The organism is Pseudonocardia acidicola, from assembly GCF_012911935.1.
Classification (GTDB): Bacteria; Actinomycetota; Actinomycetes; order Mycobacteriales; family Pseudonocardiaceae; genus Pseudonocardia; species Pseudonocardia acidicola.
The window spans coordinates 62,876-84,146 of the sequence record NZ_JAAXLA010000011.1; the positions used below are offsets into that span (position 1 = coordinate 62,876).

22 protein-coding genes and 2 pseudogenes are annotated in these 21,271 nt (G+C 68.5%); 15 read left to right on the plus strand and 9 right to left on the minus strand.

Annotated elements, in window-relative coordinates; all coding sequences use genetic code 11:
* The first annotated feature begins 235 nt into the window (after positions 1 to 235).
* The 7 genes from HF526_RS08470 to HF526_RS08500 all read left to right on the plus strand — a co-directional run bounded on the left by HF526_RS08470 (position 236) and on the right by HF526_RS08500 (position 6,254).
* Positions 236 to 1,558, plus strand: coding sequence for a Rieske 2Fe-2S domain-containing protein (locus HF526_RS08470; protein ID WP_169380791.1), 1,323 nt, complete (start codon positions 236 to 238; stop codon positions 1,556 to 1,558).
* Between the two features lie 2 nt (positions 1,559 to 1,560).
* Complete coding sequence (locus tag HF526_RS08475) at positions 1,561 to 2,052, plus strand: aromatic-ring-hydroxylating dioxygenase subunit beta (protein WP_169380792.1); 492 nt, start codon at positions 1,561 to 1,563, stop codon at positions 2,050 to 2,052.
* Between the two features lie 261 nt (positions 2,053 to 2,313).
* The gene (locus HF526_RS08480) at positions 2,314 to 3,087 is read left to right on the plus strand and encodes an alpha/beta fold hydrolase (protein ID WP_169380848.1); all 774 of its coding nucleotides are present in this window, start codon (positions 2,314 to 2,316) and stop codon (positions 3,085 to 3,087) included.
* 77 nt (positions 3,088 to 3,164) lie between these two features.
* A complete protein-coding gene (locus tag HF526_RS08485; RefSeq protein WP_169380793.1) occupies positions 3,165 to 4,004 on the plus strand; it encodes an alpha/beta fold hydrolase in 840 nt (279 codons plus the stop codon).
* Between the two features lie 20 nt (positions 4,005 to 4,024).
* Positions 4,025 to 4,978 (plus strand): DODA-type extradiol aromatic ring-opening family dioxygenase, encoded by a 954-nt coding sequence (locus HF526_RS08490; RefSeq protein ID WP_169380794.1) that lies wholly within the window; start codon positions 4,025 to 4,027, stop codon positions 4,976 to 4,978.
* A complete protein-coding gene (locus HF526_RS08495) occupies positions 4,954 to 5,325 on the plus strand; it encodes a bifunctional 3-phenylpropionate/cinnamic acid dioxygenase ferredoxin subunit (RefSeq protein WP_420821600.1) in 372 nt (123 codons plus the stop codon). The genes HF526_RS08490 and HF526_RS08495 overlap by 25 nt, the downstream gene beginning before the upstream one ends.
* Positions 5,325 to 6,254 (plus strand): DODA-type extradiol aromatic ring-opening family dioxygenase, encoded by a 930-nt coding sequence (locus HF526_RS08500; RefSeq protein WP_169380795.1) that lies wholly within the window; start codon positions 5,325 to 5,327, stop codon positions 6,252 to 6,254. The genes HF526_RS08495 and HF526_RS08500 overlap by 1 nt, the downstream gene beginning before the upstream one ends.
* A gap of 74 nt (positions 6,255 to 6,328) precedes the next feature.
* Here HF526_RS08500 and HF526_RS08505 read toward each other — a convergent pair whose 3' ends face one another.
* Positions 6,329 to 6,469: a hypothetical protein gene (locus HF526_RS08505; RefSeq protein WP_169380796.1), complete on the minus strand. Its 141-nt coding sequence runs from the start codon at positions 6,467 to 6,469 to the stop codon at positions 6,329 to 6,331.
* A gap of 139 nt (positions 6,470 to 6,608) precedes the next feature.
* Here HF526_RS08505 and HF526_RS08510 point away from each other — a divergent pair, with 139 nt between their 5' ends.
* Entirely contained in the window at positions 6,609 to 7,406 is a 798-nt protein-coding gene (locus HF526_RS08510; RefSeq protein WP_169380797.1) for an IclR family transcriptional regulator, read from the plus strand.
* A gap of 30 nt (positions 7,407 to 7,436) precedes the next feature.
* Here HF526_RS08510 and HF526_RS08515 read toward each other — a convergent pair whose 3' ends face one another.
* On the minus strand, positions 7,437 to 8,654 hold the full coding sequence (locus HF526_RS08515) for an NAD(P)/FAD-dependent oxidoreductase (protein WP_169380798.1): 1,218 nt from the start codon (positions 8,652 to 8,654) through the stop codon (positions 7,437 to 7,439).
* 182 nt (positions 8,655 to 8,836) lie between these two features.
* On the opposite strand from HF526_RS08515, the gene HF526_RS37340 reads away from it, so the two are divergent.
* Positions 8,837 to 9,172, plus strand: coding sequence for a DUF6907 domain-containing protein (locus tag HF526_RS37340; RefSeq protein ID WP_420821601.1), 336 nt, complete (start codon positions 8,837 to 8,839; stop codon positions 9,170 to 9,172).
* A gap of 76 nt (positions 9,173 to 9,248) precedes the next feature.
* A complete protein-coding gene (locus tag HF526_RS08520) occupies positions 9,249 to 9,911 on the plus strand; it encodes a TetR/AcrR family transcriptional regulator (RefSeq protein ID WP_169380799.1) in 663 nt (220 codons plus the stop codon).
* 57 nt (positions 9,912 to 9,968) lie between these two features.
* Here HF526_RS08520 and HF526_RS08525 read toward each other — a convergent pair whose 3' ends face one another.
* The 7 genes and pseudogenes from HF526_RS08525 to HF526_RS08550 form a co-directional block, all read right to left on the minus strand.
* Positions 9,969 to 10,217, minus strand: a complete 249-nt coding sequence (locus HF526_RS08525) for a hypothetical protein (protein ID WP_169380800.1) — start codon at positions 10,215 to 10,217, stop codon at positions 9,969 to 9,971.
* Between the two features lie 42 nt (positions 10,218 to 10,259).
* On the minus strand, positions 10,260 to 10,562 hold the full coding sequence (locus HF526_RS08530) for a bifunctional 3-phenylpropionate/cinnamic acid dioxygenase ferredoxin subunit (protein ID WP_169380801.1): 303 nt from the start codon (positions 10,560 to 10,562) through the stop codon (positions 10,260 to 10,262).
* A gap of 49 nt (positions 10,563 to 10,611) precedes the next feature.
* Positions 10,612 to 11,500 (minus strand): annotated as a pseudogene (locus HF526_RS35215) (3-phenylpropionate/cinnamic acid dioxygenase subunit beta).
* The gene (locus tag HF526_RS35220; protein WP_239028451.1) at positions 11,497 to 11,868 is read right to left on the minus strand and encodes an aldo/keto reductase; all 372 of its coding nucleotides are present in this window, start codon (positions 11,866 to 11,868) and stop codon (positions 11,497 to 11,499) included. The pseudogene HF526_RS35215 and the gene HF526_RS35220 overlap by 4 nt, the downstream one beginning before the upstream one ends.
* Before the next feature lie 28 nt (positions 11,869 to 11,896).
* Positions 11,897 to 12,214: pseudogene (locus HF526_RS37345) on the minus strand (aldo/keto reductase); the annotation flags it as partial.
* A gap of 21 nt (positions 12,215 to 12,235) precedes the next feature.
* Positions 12,236 to 13,603 (minus strand): aromatic ring-hydroxylating oxygenase subunit alpha, encoded by a 1,368-nt coding sequence (locus HF526_RS08545; protein ID WP_169380802.1) that lies wholly within the window; start codon positions 13,601 to 13,603, stop codon positions 12,236 to 12,238.
* A complete protein-coding gene (locus HF526_RS08550; RefSeq protein ID WP_169380803.1) occupies positions 13,600 to 14,541 on the minus strand; it encodes an alpha/beta fold hydrolase in 942 nt (313 codons plus the stop codon). Before HF526_RS08550 ends, HF526_RS08545 begins: the two co-directional genes overlap by 4 nt.
* Positions 14,542 to 15,102: 561 nt before the next feature.
* Here HF526_RS08550 and HF526_RS08555 point away from each other — a divergent pair.
* The 5 genes from HF526_RS08555 to HF526_RS36845 all read left to right on the plus strand — a co-directional run bounded on the left by HF526_RS08555 (position 15,103) and on the right by HF526_RS36845 (position 21,266).
* Positions 15,103 to 16,074, plus strand: a complete 972-nt coding sequence (locus tag HF526_RS08555) for an aldo/keto reductase (RefSeq protein ID WP_211176956.1) — start codon at positions 15,103 to 15,105, stop codon at positions 16,072 to 16,074.
* A 661-nt stretch (positions 16,075 to 16,735) separates the two neighbouring features.
* On the plus strand, positions 16,736 to 18,115 hold the full coding sequence (locus HF526_RS08560; protein ID WP_169380805.1) for an aromatic ring-hydroxylating oxygenase subunit alpha: 1,380 nt from the start codon (positions 16,736 to 16,738) through the stop codon (positions 18,113 to 18,115).
* A gap of 26 nt (positions 18,116 to 18,141) precedes the next feature.
* Positions 18,142 to 18,687, plus strand: a complete 546-nt coding sequence (locus HF526_RS08565; RefSeq protein WP_169380806.1) for an aromatic-ring-hydroxylating dioxygenase subunit beta — start codon at positions 18,142 to 18,144, stop codon at positions 18,685 to 18,687.
* 106 nt (positions 18,688 to 18,793) lie between these two features.
* On the plus strand, positions 18,794 to 19,699 hold the full coding sequence (locus HF526_RS08570; protein WP_169380807.1) for a VOC family protein: 906 nt from the start codon (positions 18,794 to 18,796) through the stop codon (positions 19,697 to 19,699).
* A 106-nt stretch (positions 19,700 to 19,805) separates the two neighbouring features.
* Positions 19,806 to 21,266 (plus strand): 4-hydroxyphenylacetate 3-hydroxylase N-terminal domain-containing protein, encoded by a 1,461-nt coding sequence (locus HF526_RS36845; RefSeq protein ID WP_169380808.1) that lies wholly within the window; start codon positions 19,806 to 19,808, stop codon positions 21,264 to 21,266.
* Positions 21,267 to 21,271: the final 5 nt, after the last annotated feature.

Sequence of the window (21,271 nt, forward strand, 5' to 3'; positions counted from 1 at the left end):
GCCGCCATAACGTCCTGCTGCACACCGCACGACGGCGCTCTGCGGCTGGTATGGGCCCACGACTTTGTCCGGCGACGTCACCTACGCACAGGAGCGCAGACCCGGGACCAGGCGCCGACCGACTGATGAAGGGCAGCAACTCAGCACAGCCCTACAACTACTTCGAGCAGCGGTACGTCCGCATTCTCAACGAGAGGAAGCCATCGTGACGAGCGTCGGTGAGCTGCGGGGGTTAGTGGACTGGCAGAACGGCCTTGTCGCGCCCGCGATCCACTTCGATGAAGACCTGTACCGCCTCGAAGCAGACCGCGTCTTCAGCCGAGCCTGGCTGGTGGTCGGTCACGAGGACATGGTCCGCAAGCCCGGGGACTACATCACGAACTACATGGGCGAGGTGCCCGTCATCGTGGTACGGGACGCCGCGGGACAGATCCGTGTGCTGGTGAACAAGTGCGCACACCGCGGTAACCAGGTGTGCCTGTTCGACCGCGGCAACGTCAAGGGGTTCACCTGCTCTTACCACGGGTGGAGCTTCGGGCTCGACGGAACGCTGACCGGTGCACCGATGGAGCAGATGCTCTACCGGGGGCAGCTGGACAAGACGGCCTGGGGCCTGGAGGAGGCCGCCAAGATTGCGAACTTCCACGGGTTGCTCCTCGCCTCCTTCGACCCCGACGCTCCCGAGCTGCACGAGTGGCTCGGCGAGGACGTGCGCTGGTGGCTGGAGAACTTCGTTCTCGGCACCCCTCTCGGAGGGCTGGAGGCGTTGCCCGGATGGCACCGGTATCGCTCACCCGGGAACTGGAAGCTCATTTCCGAGAACTTCATCGGCGACGACTACCACGTGTACTCCGCGACGCATGTCGCGTGGCTGGGGATCATGCAGGAGTTCAAGGAGAAGGGCATCACGATCCCGATCACCAGTTACCCCGGTTACGCGGAGCCGCCGATGTACGAGGCCAGCAGCGGCTACGGCCGGGGCTGCCCGATGGGCATGGGCATGGTTCTCGCCGACAACGACTCGATGTACCACCGCGATCTCGCCGAGGCCAAGGAACTCGGCCCGGAGGCGGTCGAGTGGGTGGAGTACCGGCAGCAGAAGCTCCTCGAGGTGGTCAAGGACCGGCCCGTCAAGCCCTACAGCTTCATGAACGGGCTGCTGTTCCCCAACATGGGGCTCATGGGGTTCTTCTCCCCGATGCTGGGACGGCACTTCCAGATGTTCCACCCGCGTGGGCCCCTCGAGCACGAATGCTGGCAGTGGACCATGGTGGAGCGAGAGGCCCCGCAAGTGGTCAAAGACCTCGCGATCCAGCGGGTGTACCAGGGCCAGCACATGGCGGGCCTCATCGCCCCGGACGACGTCGAAAACCTCGAACGCATGGTCGAGGCCGGCCGTGCCGAGCGAAATTGGCAGCGCCCCTTCCACTACGGCCTGCAGGCCGGCCACGAGGACGAGGGTCCACAGGGGCTGCCGGGAAACCTCGGCCCCAACCCGAGCGAGGTCAACCAGCGCCAGTTCTACCGGTTCTGGCTCGAGCTGATGGAACGGAACTAGCGATGACGATCGGCTGGGAGCAGAAGCGAGAGCTCGAGGACTTCCTGTACCGGGAGGCGCACATCCTCGACGAACACCGCCTCGAAGACTGGCTGGACCTGTTCACCGAGGACGCCGAGTACCTGGTCCCCCTCCGGGAGTACGTGCAAGGAGACGTGGCTCCGGCCGGCCACCCCGTCATCAAGGACGACAAGGCGATGCTGACGGCGCGGGTCCGCAAGGACGCCACCGGCTACTCCCACGTGGAGACCCCGGTTTCGATGACCTGCCACCTGATAAGCAACATCGTGGTGGACGAGGGCCCCACCCCGGACGAGGTCGAGGTGCTGAGCGCGTTCACCGTGCGCCAGGCCCGGAAGCTGCGCGACGAGGCGTGGTGGGCAGGCCGGCGCCACGACCGAATGCGGCGTGTGAACGGTGGTTGGAAGATCGCGCGGCGTGAGGTGCATCTCGACGCGACGGTGCTGCCGCGAGGCATCGCCATCTTCTTCTGACCCGCTCACCGGGATCGGTGCCGGCCGGCTCACCAGTGGCTCCATCGACCAAAGGAACACGCAGGTGGCAGAAAACGGAGTAGAGAGCCCGCAGGACCAGCCGGCCCGTCGAACCGTCGCCCCCAGGCACAGCCACATCGCCGACCGAATGGTCGTCGCACGTGCGGCCGGGGAGCAGAACAAGTGAGGACCGGACCAACTTCAGTGGCTGCCCTGACCGAGGAAGGCACGAGTACCTACGCGCAGGCCGGGGCCTACCGGATGCACTACCACGAGGCAGGGCACGGACCCGCCGTTGTCATGCTGCACGGCGGGGGTCCGGGCGCGACGGCGTGGTCCAACTTCAGCCACAACATCGGGCCCTTCGCCGAGCGCCACCGCACCGTGCTGGTCGACATGCTCGGCTTCGGCCGCTCCGACTCAGTGGTGTTCGACAGCGAACCCGCCACCACGGTGCGGGCTCGTGCGCTGCGCGACCTGCTGGACACCCTCGGCATCGAGCGAGCCAGTTTCGTCGGCAACTCCATGGGCGGCACCACGGCGATGGCCTTCGCGGTCGACTACCCGGAGCGCACGGAGCGGCTCGTCCTCATGGGCGCCGCAGGGATGACACGCACCCTGATCGTGCCGCAGCCGACAGAGGGGCACCGACGCCTCGCCGAGGCCAGCGCCGACCCCAGCGTCGAAACCATGCAGGAACTCGTCAACACCATGCTCTACGACCCGAGCATCGTGAGCCGGGAAATGATCGAGGCCCGGGCGCAGGCGGCGCGGAACGAGTCCCATCGCGACGCCGCAGCACGCTCGACGGCGCTGTGGCGCGACCAGGCCGAAGAGCTCGCCCGCATCCGGGCGAGAACCCTCATCATCTGGGGACGCGAGGACCGTGTGAATCCACTCGAGATCGGTCTGCAGCTCCTGCGAGACATCCCCGGCTCCCGCCTGCTCGTCTTCCGCGAGTGCGGGCACTGGGCGCAGATCGAGCACGCGGCAGAATTCAACCGCGTCGCCCTGGAATTTCTCGCAGCAGCGTGACCGAAAGGTGGAGTGCAGTGGGCGAGACTACCTTCCAGCCCCGATCCCGATGGGTTGTGGTGCCACAGGTGCGCTCCATGCGAGAGACTGTCTACGGCATCCGGACCCGTTACGTCGAGGCGGGCGAGGGCGAACCGGTGGTGCTGGTGCATGGTGGTGGCCCCGGGGCGTCCGGCGCCAGCGGATGGGCGCGGATCCTGCCCCTGCTGGCACGGCACTTCCACGTGCTGGCCATCGACCTCATCGGCTCCGGTCACACCGACAAGCCACTGGTCGACTACTCGTTCCAGACCCTCGTCGACCACGTGGCGGGATTCGTGGACGCGCTCGGCCTGACGCAGGTGAGGCTCGTCGGCAACTCCCAGGGCGCCTACGTCGCGATGCGCTATGCCCTGGACCATCCCGCCCGGGTCAACCAGGTAGGGACGATCGCGACGGCGACCCTCGCGACTGCGGTCGGCCTGCGCGACGACGGGCGGGCGGTGCCGCTGCCGGCCTTCGACGGCACCCGAGCGTCCCTCGTCGCCTTCATGCAGGCCATCGTCAACGACCGGGCGAAGCTCACCGACGAGCTGATCGACGCGCGGTTCCGGTCGGCGTCACTGCCCGGGCATCGGGAGATGCTGGACTCTCTGTGGAACTACCGCAAACTCGTGACCGAGGACCCCGACCAGCAGCAGGTGTTCGAGGTACGGGAGCGGCTGACAAAACTCACCGTGCCGTGGTGTGTCATCTGGGGCGCCGATGACCGCACGGCCCCCGTGGAGACCCTCGGCGCGGGCCTACGCGAGCTCTACCCGCGGGTGCCGTTCCACGTGGTGGAGGGCGCAGGCCACCAGGCCCAGACCGACCAGCCGCAGGCGGTCTACGAGCTGCTCATGAACTTCTTCGTGCGCACCGCAGCCTCCGCCGGCTGACACGTCGGAGGTGTACAGCTATGGGAACGATCGTTGCGGGCCTGGCGTCCTCGCATGCGTTCGCGTTCATGGAACCCGAGCACTGGGACGAGTTCCGGGAGCGCAACCGGCAGATGCTGTTCCAGCGCAGCGGGATCCTGCCGCCGGTGCAGGACGGAGTTCACCACGAGAGTCTCGCGGAGAACCGGGAGCGGTTCTCCATGATCCGGGGCGGGTTAGACCAGTTGCGCGCGGTGCTGACCCTGCGGCAGCCGGATGCGATGGTCGTCATCGGGGACGACCAGGACGAGAACTTCACCGCCGCGAATGTGCCGCAGCTGGCCGTGCACGTCGGCTCTGCGTTCCAGCTGGGCAGCCCGCTGGTCGGGTCGCGCGCGACGTACCGGGTCCATCGCGAGCTCGCGATGTCGCTTCTCGAGCAGGGCGTCGACGAGGGATTCGACATCGCGTCGGTGGGTTCGTTTCCCGGCGGTGAGCTCAGATCGCACGCGCACGCCCAGGTGCTCGCGCACGTGGCTCCCGAAGCCGACATCCCGGTGGTCCTGGTGTTCATCAACGCCATCCACCACCCTGCGATCACCCCGCGGCGGTGCGCGGAGTTCGGCCAGCTGCTAGCCCGCGTGGTGCGGCGTCGCCCAGAAGGCGAACGGGTGGCGGTCTACGCTTCGGGTGGCTGGTCGCACTTCACGGCGGGCTACCCGTGGGCGGCCTACCAGGGCCCGCACACCCACGGCGCGATCGACTCCGCCTTCGACCGTGAGGTGCTCCACCTGCTGGAGACCGGCGAGGGGCGCAAGCTCGCCGAACTGACCGCCGCCGACCTCCTCGAGCACGGCGAGATCGAACTGCGAGCCTGGATCGCCCTGGTCGGCGCCCTCGACAGCCGGCCGGCGGACTTCATCGTGTACGAGCCATTCTACCGGGCGCTCATGGGGATGGCCGTCGCGGCGTGGACACCGCGGATGGGGAATTGAGGGAGTTCATGGCATCGGTGCTCGAGGTGTGCGTGTGCACGGTGGAGGACGTCCCCTCCGGTGAGGGGATCCGCGTCGACTTGGCGGACCTGCCCGAGCCGGTGGCGGTGTTCAACGACGCGGGCCGGTTCTACGCACTGAGCGACATGTGCAGTCACGCCGAGGCATCGCTGGCCGACGGCTGGATAGAGGACTGTCAGGTGGAGTGTCCGCTGCATTCCGCGCGCTTCGACCTCCTCACGGGCAAGGCCTGCTCGCTGCCCGCGATCCTGCCGGTCCGCGCCTACCCGGTGACCATGACAGACGGCAAGGTCTACGTGAGCGTGCCGACCGTCGGAGGTACGTGATGCTCGTCCTGGGGCTCGCCACGTCGCACGCGCCCACCATGCTGGTACCGGTCGAGCAGTGGTCGCTGCTCTACGAGATGCTCGTCGACGGCGTCCCGCAGCCACCCTCCGCAGCCGCGGAGACACCGGCGACGAACGCCGCTGCCAAGCAACGCATCGACGATGGCCTGGCCAGGCTGCGACAAGTGCTCGCAGACGCACGGCCCGACGCCCTCGTGATCATCGGAGACGACCAGGACGAGGTCTTCGGGCCGGCGTTCAACCCGACACTCGCCGTCCTCTGTGCGGATGAGGTCAGCGGGAATACCCTGCCGCGACTGCGCAACCTCACCGCCACCGACCAGCGCGTCCACCTCAAGGGCCACAGCGAGCTCGCGCGGCACCTCGCCGCGGGTCTCGTAGAACGCGGCTTCGACCCAGCGGTGATCTCCGAGCTCCGGCCGCTGAGCAGGCCGGATGAGGGGATCGGACACGCGTTCACGCGTCCGGCACACGCCCTGGGCATCGCGGATCTCGACATCCGGGTCGTGCCGGTCTTCCTCAACGCCTACCGCGACCCCCTTCCGACCGGGCAACGTTGCTACGCGCTGGGCCAGGCGATCCGCGAGATCGCGGACGGCAGGCCAGAGCGGATCGCCGTATGCGCGTCCGGTGGACTCTCGCACGACCCAAGGGGCCCGCGGGCAGGCTGGATCGACCAGCGGCTGGACACCTGGGTTCTGAGCTGCATCGCCCAGGGCCGCGCCGAGAAGCTCACCCAGCTCTTCACCGTCGACTCCGACACGCTGCGAGGCGGGACCGGCGAGATCCGCTCCTGGATCACCGTGGCCGGGGCATTCGCCGGCCAGGCCGGCACCGTCGTGGACTACATCCCGCTCCACCATGCGGTCACGGGCCTCGGGCTCGCCCACTGGCACCCGAGCGCGTAGCCCACGGCGAGTCAACGCCGTGCTCGCGAGCTGGACGGCTTGGAAGTCGGCGGTCGGCCTACCGAAGGTGCTGGCTACTCGGCGTACCGCCCCGCGGCGTCGTAGGCGTCCTGGGTGATCTCGATGCCTCGCCCGGCGATGTTGAGGCGTTCGATCTCCAACAATGGCCTGCGAAGACCGGCCCACTCGGTCTCGATCACCACCTGCCCGTACATGAAAACTCCGGCTTCGGCCCAGTACGTCCGGTCGTGGGCCAAGCTTTTCGGGTCAGCGCTCGCAGCCGACCGTTGACAACAGCTCGAGGCCGCCATAGCCTGTAAACCACAATTTACTTCAGCCTCAACCGAGGTCGCCATGGACGCGGGCAGCGCCGCCTTATCGCCAGACGATCGATTTCATCAGCGGCTGACCGGAGAATCAGCTCGAACCAATTCGGCCAGCCGGACGCTTGCCGTGCTAAGCGCATTCGATCAATCTCGCGCCGTGCTTGGCGTGAGTGAAGTCGCTTCTCATGCGCGCGTGCCGAAATCTACTGCACATCGATTACTTGCTGTTCTCATCGATCACGGATACGTGAAGAGAGATGGCAACCGGTATCGACTGGACGAGCACGTCTTCGAATTGGGGTCGCGTGCGCTGCGCCCCCAAGGACTGCGCGAACGGGCAGTTCCGTTCATGGCCGAACTGCACCATCAGACCCTCGAGACCGTGCATCTGGCCGTACTCCACGACGGTCACGTGCTGTACCTGGAGAAGATCTTCGGGCACCGCGCCCCGCCATGCCCGACCGTCGTCGGGGGACGCAACCCCGCACACAGCACGGCGCTCGGCAAGGCGATTCTGTCGCAGTCGGCCCCGGACGCGGTGGCACGCGTCGTGACCGGGGAACTGGCCCGCCTCACCACGCACACCATAACCAACCGCGAGGCGCTGTGTCGGAGCCTGGACCGGGCACGGGACGAGGGCGTGGCGCTGGACCTCGAGGAGTCCCGGCTGGGCCTGGCCTGTGTTGCGGCACCCATCGTTGATTCCCACACCGGCGAAGCGGTCGCCGCCCTGTCGATCAGCTCACCCACCTCGCGGTTCGACGAGCGGCGCCTCGCGGCTCGGCTCCGCAAGGTGGCCGACGCGCTGTCGCGCATCTGCTCATGAGTGAGCGATGGCTGCTGCGGAGGTGCTTGCTCAGACCGGCACCTTTCGCAGGTCCACCCCCACGTCCCGCAGGGCGTCCGGTTCGACCTCTGCCCGCCATTCGATCAGCCGCATTGCGCCGCGCACGTCCCGCGGCCGGTTCACCGCCAGCGCGGCACGGAGGATCCCGTCGCGTAGGAAGAACGCGCTGAAGTTCAGGCCGTCGACGTCGCCTCGCCACACGATGTCGTCCCCGGGTAGGGGGTGACCGGCCATCTGGAGGTTGAGGTCGTACTGGTCAGACCAGAACCACGGCACCTCGGCGAAAGGTTGGCGACGCCCCAGCATCGATCCGGCGGCCGCGACGGCCTGATTCTGGGCGTTCTGCCAGTGCTCGAGCCGGACCCGCTCGCCCACGATCGGGTTGGGGTGGTTGGCGACGTCACCGGCCGCGTAGACCCCGTCCAGCGAGGTCGCGCAGAACTCGTCGACGAGTATGCCGTCGCCGACCCGGGCGCCCGCCATCCCCGCGAGCTCGACCGCCGGGTCGATGCCGATGCCGACCACCACCACGTCGGTCTCGACGATGCTGCCGTCGGTGGTGACCACCTGGCGTACCCGCCCGTCGCCGAGGATTCGCTGCACCCCGGTGCCCAGGCGCAGGTCGATGCCGTGTTCCCGGTGGACGGCGGCGAAGATCTTCCCGAGGGCCGGCCCGAGCACGCGTTGCAAGGGGAGCTGGGCGATCTCCAGCAGCGTCACCTGACAGCCCAGGGCGTGTGCGGCCGCAGCCACCTCGGCCCCGACGAACCCGGACCCGACAACCGTCAGCCGGGCACCGGGCACGAGGCGCCGGCGGATCGCCAGCGCGTCGTCGATCGAGCGCAGGTAGTGCACTCCCGCGAGGTCGTGGCCCTCGACCCGGAGTCGGCGGACCCGTCCACCGGTGCACAGCAGCACCTTGTCCGCCTTGATCCGCTCCCCGCCATCGATCTCGATGGCCTGCTCGGCCGTCAGTAGACGGCGCGCCCGGACCCCGAGGCGGAGCTCGATGTCGTGTTCGGCCCACGACGCGGGGTCCGCGATCTGCAGGTCGTCCGCGCTCTGCGTACCCAGCAGCACCTCCTTGGACAGCGGCGGGCGCTCATAGGGCGGGTGCGGCTCGGCGCCGACCAGCACCACGCGCCCCCCGAAGCCCTCCCGGCGCAACGTCTGCGCCGCCCGGCCCCCGGCGAGGTTGGCGCCGACGATCACGAATGTCGACTGCATCGCTTCGGCCTCCGTTCCGCTGCACCGGTCTGCAAGTCTCGCCGGTCGAGACAGCGCCCGGTCGGATCCTGTTCCATTCCCTGGCACGCGATTCGTTCCACGGGACGGCACAGCAGGCCCCTCACGATGACCGCCGCCGGTGAAACTGAGTTCATCGTGCGATACGACCGGTGAGGCGGACGATGGACGAAGACCCAACCATCGGGATGGAATCGACCTGTCCGACATGGTGCGTCATGCACGGCTCTTCAAACCACAGCGCGCTATGGCACGTCAGCGAGGCCCACCTGCTCGAACTAGGCCGATCCGCCGAACCGCGACGCAAGGAGTCGCTGGACGTGCGAGCGGCGCAATACCTCTCGGACGACTCGGACGGCGCCACATGGGAGCCGGCGGTCGAGCTCGCACATCATGTCGGGAATCGATACCGCGTTATTCAGTTGACCCCGGCTGATGCCCGACGGATCGCGGAGTTGCTGTCGCACGCCGCCGATGACGTGGATACCCATGGGTCGTAGCCGACCGGGCCGCCCCGCAGTGGTCGCCGACTATGCTGATCGACGTGGTGCCCTTGCCCGTTCGATGCGAGTGCCGGTGAAAGCACTCGATCCCGCGCCAGGGGCCGCGGGCGCCGGCTGCGATGACGTGGGCCTCGGGGAGCGACCCGCTCGGCCGCGTCGCAAGAAGTGTGCCGAGCAGACGCAGCGGGACATCCTCGTGGCAGCGGGCCGGCGGTTCGCCCGAGCCGGCTACGCGGCGGTCACTCTCAAGGACATCGCCGCCGATGTGGGGGTGACCGCCCCGCTCCTGGTGCGCTACTTCGGCTCGAAACGCGATCTGTTCCGCGAGGTGGCGCAAGCCGAGCCCGATCCGACGATCGACACCGCGGATCTGGAGGGCCCCCTGGAGACGTTGGGTCGTCGGCTGGCGCGCCTGCTCGTGACGTACTGGTTGGACCCCAATGTCAGGTTCCCGGCGATCGCGCTGGTGCGGTCGCTGGACGTCGAGGAGGCGAAGTCGCTGTTCGCCGAGGAGATGAACCGGCGCCTGGTCGATCCATTGGCCGCCGTCCTCCCTGGCTCGGACGCCCGGTTGCGGGCACGGCTCATCGCCGCCCAGGTGGTCGGTGCCGGCCTGTTTGCCCTCGGCGTGCTCCTCGAACCCGACGCGGGTCCCCCGGCAGCGGACGAGGTTGAGGACATCGTCGCCTTGATGGGCGCTTCGCTGCAGGCCTTTATCACACCCGAGCGAAGATGACCGAGTGGCGCAGAAGGGCTCGCCCAGCAGCGGGGCCCTGCGTCCCGGGCTACGCCGCTACGGCGAGTCCTCCTGCAGGCCGGTCATCGCCGCCTCCATTCCTCGCCGCCCGCTGATCTCGATCCCCGTCGCAGTTGTGCGCCGACCCGGCTCCCAGAGCGCGTCACGGGGCAATGCCTCGATCGAGGTGCCGAAGGCCCATACGTCGGCACTACCGATGGTCGTATCGAGGCGGCCGAACATGGAGAGCATCTCGGCGCCGGCCCGCTCACTGCCGGCGACGCAGGTGGCGCCGCCCCCGACCACGACGAACTGGTCGCCGACGTCGTCGGTGAGCGTCCTGTGGTCTCAGATGTCGATGAATACGGCGTCGTCCTCAACCCGCACTGGGTAGGTCGCGATGGGCTGGGTCGCCGGCAGGGTGAGCGCCCGACCGGTGCGCAGGCAGAACTTCGCGAAGTGCCAGGCGCACTCCACCTCCGTGCCGTCGATGTAGCCGTCGGCCAGCGACGACTCTGCATGCGTGCACGTGTCCGCGGTGGCCAGGAATTCGCCGCCGACGTTGAACACCGCCACCGGCGGGTCGACGTCGACCGTGATCGCCTCGCCCGGCTCGACATCCCCGACGCCGCATGCTCTTATCCACGCCATTTGTCGACTATCTCCGTTCCCGTTCGATCGCCGCGATTGCTCCGGTTGCTCAGAAGAAGGCACTAAGGTTCTTCGACAGGATGGTGGCCTGGTCGATCAGGATCGTCCGGCGGCCGATCTGCCAGGCCCCACGACGGATCCGGCGCAACAGGTCGTTCCGCTTGCCGGCCCAGATGTCGAACTCCGTGTTCCCGCGGCTGCGGTAGGTGAGGAAATAGGACTCGACCTCGTACTCGTCGGCCGCGTCACCGGGTCGCACGAAGACGTTGGTGACGAGACGGCGGATCCTCGGCCCAGGCCATGCCGGTATTCATGCGGAACACCCGCTGCCCGAGCGACCGCTTGTCCTCGTCGAAGTTGGCGATCTCGCCGGGCCTGGCGACCTCTTTGTCCATCTCCCGCAGTAGGCGGTTGTAGCGCGCGGGCATCCAGTAGTGGACGTCGTCGCTGAACAGGTCGTACCACTCGCTGAACCGGCGTTCGTCGAGTAGCCGGGCCTCGAAGAAGAGGAACTGCTCCACTTCCCGCTGGGTCTCCGGATCAACCGCCAGGCCGAAGGTGGGAATGCCCGTCCCCAGGGCTGGGTCGATCGACATCGTCTCGCTCCCTGCATCTCGAATCACGCCGCGTGGGCGTACCCGGGCGCCGGAATGTGGCCGGCGCTGCAGGCGCGGGTAGGGCGGGCGCTCGGGATCGGGTGGTCCGGCCGGTCCGCTGACGATCGCGTCCACGGCGCGCTTGTCCTCCGCACTCAGGTGCCAGCCGGCGGCGACCACGTTGGCCTCGAGTTGCGCCGGGTTGCTGACGCCGGTGATGACCGACCCGACCAGCGGGTTCGCCAGCAGCCAGGCGATGGCCAGCTCGCCGACCGTGTGTCCCCGGTCGCGAGCGAACCGCTCGAGCTCGCCGAGCAGCGCGTAGTTACTCTCAGTGCTCATCGCGGTGACGATGCCGCTGCCGGCGGCCCCGCGGGTACCGGGCGGCGGGGGTGGCCGCGGCGGTACTTCCCGGTGAGGAAGCCGCCGCCCAGCGGGTGGTACGGCAGTATGCCAAGCCCGTATGCGGCGCAGAACGACGCGACCTCCTGCTCCGTCTGGCGGGCGAGCAGGTGATAGTAGTTCTGCACCGACACGAACGTCGCCGTGCCGAGTTCCCGCGCCGTGTGGGCGGCCTCGGCCAGCCGCCAGGACGCGTAGTTGCACGTGCCGATGGCCAGTACCTTGCCGGCGGCGACCAGCCGGTCGAGAGCGGTCAGGATCTCCTCGGCGCGCCCCGGGTTCGGGCATGTGCAGCTGGTAGAGGTCAATCCGGTCCGTGCCGAGCTTGCGTAGGCTCTCCTCGGCGTGCGCGGCGATCCGACCCGTAACCGACCCGCCGTCGAGACCGACGAGGTTGAACTTCGTCGCGATGACGACGTCGTCCCGGCGCCGGCCCAGGACGCGGCCGAGGAACTCCTCGGACTGCCCTTGCCCGTACACGATCGCCGTGTCGACGAAGTTCACCCCGAGGTCGAGAGCCGCGTGCACGACCCGGCGGGTCTGCTGCTCGTCCAGTCTCGGTGGCCCGAACGTGTTGCCGCCCAGCCCCACGGCGGAGATCTGCAGGTCCGACGTACCGAGCCGGCGGCAGGCGAGGCCGATCGCAGTAGTCATGTACGCGCTCCTCGCCACGGCCTAGGCCAGCGGCGCCACGACGGGCGCCTCGGCCGGGAAGTGCTCGCTTTCCATCAGCTGCACGTACCGCCGGTAGAAGCCGCGCGCCGCCATCTCACCCATCACGAAACCGATGCGCCCGGGGTAGTCCGGGTCGTCAGTGCGCTCGTGCCCGAGCCCCATCTGGTAGTTGAAGGCGTACCGCCGCTGGACGGCCCCGCGCAGCACGTTCTGGATCTCGCCCCAGTTCTCGCCGTCGTCCTGCTCCAGCAGCCCGCTGGGGGAGAACGTCCGGACGGTGTGTAGCCGCTGCGCCTCTTTCACCTCCGCCGGCATGTCCCTGTCGACGAAGATCCACGCGAAGACCTCCATCTCCCCCGGCCCCCGGGGGTGCCACACCCGGACGGTGTTCGTCGTCGGCAGGTAGGAGAACGTGGGGAACACCGTCGCGTGCGCGCTCATCGGGCCCTTGACCCGCGCCTCGCCGAGGCGCTCGCTCAGCTCGGCCCAGCGTTGCTGGTAGTAGAGCTTGAGCGGGAGCGGCATTCCCGACCGGAATCCCTGGCCGGCGTCGGTGAAGAACCCGGTTCCGTGCCCCAGCGCCGAGCTGAACTGCCGTCTGTCCGGCCTGAACGTGTTCTCGATCGCGGCGACCTCGGCCTCGGTCAGGTCCTCGTTGTGGGCCAGTGCCATCGTGGCCGAGGCATGGCTGATCGGGGCGTGGTACATGTCGCTGGCGAACTGCTCGGCCGCGAGCTTCCAGTTGCCCTTGAAGATCCACTTGTGGACGCCGCCGATGACCTCCATGCCGGCCTCGGTCCGGTCGAACATCGCATCGAGGTAAAAGCGCATGTCGCCGAGGTAGTCCGGCAGCGACGGGACCGACGGCTCCCAGGAGCCGAACACCAGGCCCTTGTAGATCTCGAGCCGCGGGACGCGCGGCAGGCCCCAGTCCCGCAGCGGCAGCTCACCGTAGTAGGCGTCGTCGTAGTTCGGCACGTTGACCAGCGCGCCGTCCACCCCGTACGCCCAGCCGTGGTAGGTACAGGCGAACCCCTTGGTGTTACCCATGTCGGCCCGGCACACCTTCATGCCCCGGTGCCGGCAGCTATTCAGGAATGCGACGACGGATCCGTCCTTCTGCCGGACCACCAGCACCGGGTCCTCGCCCATGTTGGTCGAGAAGAAGTCACCGGGCTTCGGAATCTGCGAGTCGTGGCAGAGGAACAGCCAGCACCGGGCGAAGATCCGCTCGAGCTCCTGCTGGTAGATGCCCTCGTCGGAGAAGATCCGCCGGTCGATCAGCCCCTCCTCCGGCCGGGCCAGCGAACCGATCGTTCCGGTGGCCACGGGCCCGTTGCGGGCGGTCCCGTCGCCGTTGTACGTCATCGCCGTCCCTCACCCTGGCCCGGCTTGATGAAGTCGATCAGGACCTGGTCGTGCTCCTCAGGCTTCTCCCACTGCGGCCAGTGCGCGGCGTCGGCCATGTTGTAGAACTTGGCGCCCGGGATGAGCCCCGCCACGTACTCGCCGTAGTCCGGCCCCTGGCCCGGGTTGTGCTCGGTCCAGAAAATGAGGGCCTCGGGGCGGAACTTCTGGACGTCCTCTTCCTCCCACCGCGGCGTCCACCGCCACTCCTTGCCGATCCAGTACACCTTCTGCATCGACTCGTAAATCTCGGGGAAGGAGTAGAGCCGCAGCCGGATCTCCACCATTTCGTCGGTCATGCGATCCGGGCTGGCGACCAGCCATTCCATCCGCTGCCGAACGGTCGCGAACGCCGGACTCACCACCGACCGGACCGACAGATCTTGCAGCGCGGACCCGCCGCCCGGCTGCTCCCGGAAGTCGGTCTTCTTCAGATTCACCAACCCGAAGCCGGTGTTCATGACGAGCCTCCCGCACATCTGCGGGTACTTCATGCCGAACTCGAAGGTGATCATCGCCCCCATCGACTCACCCTCGATGTGCGCCCACGTGTGGCCCAGCGCGTCGATCAGGTCTGCGAGCGCGTCCACCTGCAGGTCCCACCGCTGCTCGTCGCTGTAGGGCTCCTTGTCGGTGAAGCCGTGATATAGCGCGTCGATGGCATAGACGTGGAACCCGTTGGCCGCAAGGTTGTGCATGTTGCGGGCGTAGGTTTCGGCGTGCCCCCCGATGCCGTGGATCAGGATCAGCGGCTCGCCGTCTCCACATTCGATGACCCGGTGCCGCCAACGCTTTCCCTGAACGATCCTGATCTGCGTGCCGAGCAGTTCCGTCGCGACGGACCGCCACTCATCGAGCGGCTTGCACGTAACTCTCTTCGACAGCTTCAGGATCTCCATGCGAAGAAGAGAAGCCCAACCCGGGGGGCCGCCGGAACCATGTTGTTCCAACCGGTGGAACCCTCCGGCTGCGCCAGACCCGCGCCGACGGCGCAGCGGATCGGTTCCGTTCGATGGAACATCCCGCTGGGCCGCTTGTGTCCCCGATCACAGGATTGACCCGCGCGCCCATCGGCGACCTGCGCGGGCAGGCTGATCATGTTCCCCACCCGGCTCGGAGGGTGCGTTGTCCGCAGCCGGATCAGGGAGAACCTCATGGCCATCGCGGCCGAGAAGTTGCGCCAGCTCGTCTCCAACTGCAGACGCCGTCGGGGTTCGACCGGGGGTACGGCTGCTACGGCCGCCGCATCGACGACGAGGGGGCGATGAGCCACTACACCGCCCCGGCTTCTGGGGCCATCAGCGACTGCGCCCGCTCCCCTTCCCGGATGAGTCCCGATCACGCCGTAGGAGGTCGGCCGGCGAGGCGGCGCCGACGACCTTCAGCGACGGGAGCGACGTTCCACCACCGGCCGGGCCGAAAGGAATGAGAGGTACATGCGGTATCAAGTGTTGAGTTCCATGGGTACGAGCGTCTCGCGTGTATGCATCGGCACCGCGACGTTCGGCGTCGCGCCGCTCGCCGAGGACGTCGGCAAGCTGGTCCACCAGGCACTGGACGCCGGGGTCAACTTCATCGACACGGCGAACTCCTACGGGAACCAAGGGCGGTTCGACCGCCCCGGCGTTCCGCCTGCGAACCAGCGTGCTTCCGCTGAGGAGCTCGTCGGCGCCGCGCTCAAGGGTCGCCGGGACGAGGTCGTCCTGGCGACGAAGGTGTCCGAACCGGTGGGCGCCGGGCCCAACGACGGCGGTCTGTTCGGCGGCGGCCTGAGCCGGGTGCACATCATGCGGCAGGTCGAACGCAGCCTCCGCCGGCTCGGCACGGACCACATCGACGTCTACTACGCCCACCACCCCGACCCGCTTACCCGAATCGAGGAGACCCTGCAGACGTTCGAGGACCTCATCCGCCAGGGCAAGATCCGCCACTACGCGCTGTCCACCTACGGCGGTTGGCAGCTGACCGAGGCCGTGCTGCGCGCCGACCAGCTGGGCCTGCGCCGGCCGGTCTGCCACCAGACCCGTTACAACGTCGCGGACCGGTGGGTCGAGACCGACGTACTGCCCGCGTCGCGCCACCTCGGGATCAGCACCACGGTCTTCAGCCCGCTCGCCGGTGGGCTGCTCGCCGGGGTGGGGAGGCAACGGGAGTTCGCCGGCGACACACGCTGGGGCGGCCGGGGCTTCAGCGAGCAGCAGCTTCAGCTGGCCGAGCGGTTCACCAACCTCGCCGAGTCCTGGGGGCACCGTCCCGCGCATGTCGCTCTCGCGTGGCTGCTCGCCCAACCCGGCATCGGCAGCGTCATCATCGGGCCAGAAAGCGTCGAGGAGCTCGAGTCCGCCATGCCGGCCGCTGACCTGGAGCTCGACGAAGCTCAGGTGGCACAGCTCACCGCGCTCGTGCCGAGCCCTCCCGGCTTCTGGGGCTGAGCGCGGTGGCGCATTCCGACAACGGCTCGTTCGAGGCCATGGACACCTAGCGTGCGATCCGAAGCTTCCGCACGGACCCGGTGCCTAGGAAGGTCGTCACGACGCTCATCGAGGCCGCCACGAACGCCTCCGAGCGGCGACAACACCCGGTCGTGGGTGGTCGTCGTCGTGGACGGTCCTGGCGGCCCCCGCCGTTTCCCCGCCTCAGGCCATGATCGCTGGGCGGCGTACGACATGCCCGCCATCAAGGACCTGCTCAGGCTCCCGAGCACCGTGGAGCCCGTGGCCGTGCCCTCGGTCATCCGACCGGCGAGCGGTACGGACCGACAACGCGCCGACCGGTCGCAGAGGTCACCCACTGGAACGGCCGGGAGGGCGAGAAGGCCAACACAGCCGCCCTCACCGACCGCTGAGCACATGCGGCGCAGGGACCCGACCGCGCCGGATCGAGGGCCGGCGCAGCGGGATCGGTTCCGCGACATGGAACGGCCCGCTGGGCGGGCTATGTCGGGAATCACAGGATGGACGTGCGCGCCGACAGCCTGTCGAGCGCACCGGGCTTCAGCGCAGGCGCAGTTCAACTCGCGGCCCGTCTCAGAGGGCGACGGCCGGCCGGCACGGGCGGCGGGCCGATGCCGTGAGCCGGATCAGGGAGGACACCATGGCGATCGCGGCCGAGAAGTTGCACCAGCTCGTCTCTCTCGAACGAGGCGAGATCAACCGCAGCATCTTCAGCGACCCGGAGATCTTCGAACAGGAGATGAAGACGATCTTCGGTCGCAGCTGGTTGTTCCTGTGTCACGAAAGCCAGATCCCCAAGAGGGGCGACTTCTTCGAGGCCCCCATGGGGCGCGACAACGTCCTGGTGGTGCGCCAGAAGGACGGCAGCATCAAGGGCCTGCTCAACACCTGCGCCCACCGCGGCAACGCCGTCTGCCGGGCCGAGGAGGGCAACGCCCGCAACTTCATGTGCACCTACCACGGCTGGACCTACGACATCTCCGGAAAACTCGTCGGTGTCCCCGGCCTGGAGGAGCTCTACCACAACGACCTCGACCTCGCCGCCAACGGCCTGCGCCACGTCGCCCAACTCGACACCTACAAGGGCTTCGTCTTCGCCACCTCCGACCCCCAGGCCCCACCCCTGCACGAGTTCCTCGGCCGCACCGGCCGCCTCGGCCTGGAAATGATCGCCGGCCAAGGCGACATGGAGATCATCCCGGGGATCCAGAAGTTCGTCATCCCCTGCAACTGGAAATTCGCCGTCGACAACCTGTTCGACTGGTACCACCCCCAGATCACCCACCTGTCCGCCTTCCAATCCGGACTCAGCCTCTCGCCGCCCGACCTGACGGGCGGACGCATGAAGACCGACGGCGTGGCGGGTCCCGATGGCTCCGCAATCCAGCTGCCGGGCGGCGTGGTGGGCGGCGACGCCGGTGACCAGCTCGTGTTCATCGACGCATTCGGCCACGCCCTTGCCGGGCCGACGATCGAGGCGTTCGGCGACTTCAACGGGTTGATCGACCACTCCTGGCGCGACACCCCCGAAGCGCGGGAAAACCTCGGTCCTATGGGCCGAAGGTCGATCGGCCACACGAACATCTTCCCGACGCTCTGGATCACCCCCGCGTTCAACCAGATCTCGCTGCGGGTGCCCCGCGGTCCGCAGGAGACCGAGATCTGGTGGTTCACCTTCGTGCCGCGCGAGGCCACCCCGGACGAGCGCGCCATGATCCTCCAGCGGGCCATCCTCACCTTCGGCCCGGGCGGGGCGCTCGAGCAGGAGGACGGCGAGAACTGGGCGCAGAGCACCCTGCAGACTCGCGGCTCGGCCAGCAGCACCATCCCGCAGCTGCTGCAGATGAACCTCGGCCGCGGCAAGGTGATCCACGGCGACGACGACCGGGACCCGCCCTACATCGAGTGCAGCATCAATGAGCACGGCCAGCTGTGGACCTTCGCCTCCTGGGCGGAGTGGCTCTCCGGCGGCGACTGGGACGAGCTGCGTGAGCGCACGACCCCTCCCGACGTGATCTGACCGGCCGACGCGAGGACAGGACGACCATGACCATCGACCAGGACATCGCAGTCGGGAGCGACCGGCTCGCGGAGATGCTGCGGCAGTTCGAGGTGGAGCGCTTCTACACCGACGAAGCGGCACTGCTCGACGCCCACCGCTACGAGGAGTGGGCGCAGCTGTTCAGCGACGACACCCACTACTTCATGCCGATCCGGCGGACCCGTCTGTGGCGTGAGCTGGACAAGGAGTTCACGAAGCCTGGGGAAATCGCCTTCTTCGACGACAACAAGCAGATTCTGCTCGGTCGGGTGGCCAAGCTCGGGAGCGGCACGGCATGGGCGGAGGACCCGCCGTCGCGGACGCGGCACATCGTCACGAACGTGCGGGTCGTCGAGGACCGGGGCGGCGAGCTGGAGGTGCACTCGAACTTCATCCTCTACCGCACCCGCCTGAAGTCGGAGGAGACGACCTGGATCGGATCGCGCCAGGACCTGCTCCGCCACCACGAGGGCTCGTTCCTGATCGCCAGACGCCACATCCTGCTCGAGCAGACGCTCCTGCTGTCGCAGAACCTCAGCAACTTCTTCTGATCCACCGAGCGACCGCTCGCCGCCCGCCGGCTCGGGCGGCGCGCGGCCGGACCCCGGCCGGTTGTGCCCACGGGTGGCGCCGCCATCCCGGCATCGAGGAGACAACATGAAGATCACATCACTCGGCTACCTGCGGGTGGAGTCACCGGATGCGAAGGACTGGGCCACGTTCGGCCCCGAGGTGCTCGGCCTGGCGGTGTCCGAGGATCCGCTCGGCCGGCCGAACACCGTCGCGCTGACCAACGACGACCGGCCCGGCCGGATCGTGATCACCGAGGGGCAGCAGAACCGGCTCCAGTGCGCCGGCTGGGAGCTGCCCAGCGCGGAGGACCTCGCCGACGCCGTCGAGGAGCTGGAGCGGGCCGGCGTCGCGGCGCAACGGGCCACCGCCGAGCAGTGCGAGGCGGCCCGGGTGCGCGACCTGGTCAGCTTCACCGACCCCGCGGGGTTCACCCACGAACTGTTCTACGGTCAGCTGGTCGTGCCCGGATCGTTCAAGCCGGGCCGGGCCATGTCGGGTTTCGTCACCGGCGGCCAGGGATTGGGGCACATCGTGCTCGTCGTCCCGGACCTCGTGCAGTCGCTCGACTTCTACCGCAAGGTCCTGGGGTTCCGGATCAGCGACGAGATCGACATGGGCGGCAACCGGCTGATCTTCTTCCACGTCAACCCGCGCCACCACACCCTGGCGATCATGGCCATCCCCGGCATGCGCGGCCTGCACCACCTGATGCTGCAGGTCGACTCCGTCGACGACGTGGGCAGGGCCCACGACCTGTGCCTCGACCGGAAGATCCCGCTCGCCATGACGCTCGGCCGGCACACGAACGACCGGATGCTGAGCTTCTACCTCCGCTCCCCGAGCGGCTTCGAGATCGAGTACGGCTGGGGCGCACAGACCGTCGACGACGAGGACGACTGGGTGGTGACCCACATGAAGAGCACCAGCATCTGGGGCCACCGGCCGGGTGACGCGCCGGCCCCCGGCTGCGTCGAGCCCATCCAGGGCTGACCCCGGTCCTGACCGCAATGCGTCGGGTCGGCCCGTCCCGCCGCCGGACGGGCCCGGCGCGGCCGCCGCACACCGCATCACCGATCACGAGGAGCCGGAGCACGCCGTGGGCATTCGCAGTGGAGCGCAGTACGTCAAGGGCCTGCAGGACGGCCGGTCGGTCTACGTCAACGGGGAGGTGGTCTCCGACGTGACCGACGACCCGGCCTTCAAGGGGATCATCACGACGATGGCCGGGCTGTACGACGCCCAGCACGACGAACGGTACATCGACACCCTCACCTACGTCTCGCCCACGTCCGGGGAGCGGGTCAGCACCACGCTGCTGCCGGCGCGGACCGCCGAGGAGATGGGCGCCCGGCTGCGCTGCGAGTACCTGCGCACGGACCTGACCTACGGCCTCATGGGCCGCATCCCCGACTTCGTGAACGCCTTCATCCTGGACGCCGCGTACTCCCTGGCGTACATGGGCAAGGACGAGGCCGCCGCCAGGGTCCGGGACTACCTGGAGTTCCTGCGCGCGAACGACCTGTCGACCACGCACGCGCTGATCGACCCGCAGACCGACCGATCGAAGCCGGACGCTCCGCAGGAGGCGGTGCAGATCGTCGACGAGACCTCCGACGGGATCACCGTCCGCGGCGCCCGGCTGCTGTCCACCTTGGCCCCGGTCGCCGAGGAGATCGTGGTGGGACCGTTCGTGCCGCGCCGGCCAGGCGAGGAGAAGTTCGCGCTGGCCTTCGCGATACCGGCGAACACGCCCGGGCTGAAGATCGTGTGCCGTGAGCCGTACGACACCGGCGGCAGCGCCTTCGACCAGCCGCTGACGAGCCGGTTCGAGGAGGGTGACGCCGTCCTCCTCTTCGACGACGTCTTCGTGCCGCGCGAGCGGGTCTTCGTGGGCGGGGACGTGGAGGCCTACAACGGCCTGATCCCGAACGGCCCGGGCTACACCGGGCTGCAGGCCGCCGTCCGCGGTGCCGCGAAGCTGCGCTTCCTCACCGGCCTGGCCGGGGTCGTGGCCCGCGTGAACGGGCGTACCCAGTCGCCCCGCCACCAAGAGGAGATCGGCGAGCTGGTCGCCTACGTCGGCGTGGCCGAAGGGCTGCTGCAAGGGGCCGCGCTGGACGTCGCGCGCCGCATCGAGGCCCGCGAGCGGGCACGGGCCGGCGAGACGCCGGCGCCGCGCCCCGGCGAGCCGGTCGTGGACACCCCGATCGGGCTGTCGGCGACCATGGTGTTCTTCCCCAACGTGCTCGCCCGTGCCGTCGACGTCGTGCGGATGGTCGCCGGCAGCGGCGTCATCGCCATGACCGAGAAGGACTTCCACAACCCCGAGCTCACGGGCCTGCTCGAGCGGTTCATGCACGGGCCCGACGTGCCCGCCGAGGAGCGGCTGCGGGTCATGCGGCTGGCCTGGGACGCGACCGGCGGCCAGTTCGGCAGCCGCCAGGCGCTCTACGAGCGGCTCTACAGCGGCGACCCCATCGGCAACCGCATCAGGTTCTTCGGCCTGCCGAAGCGCAGCGAGTGCGAGGACCTCGTACTGCGGCTCCTCGCTTCGTAGGCACT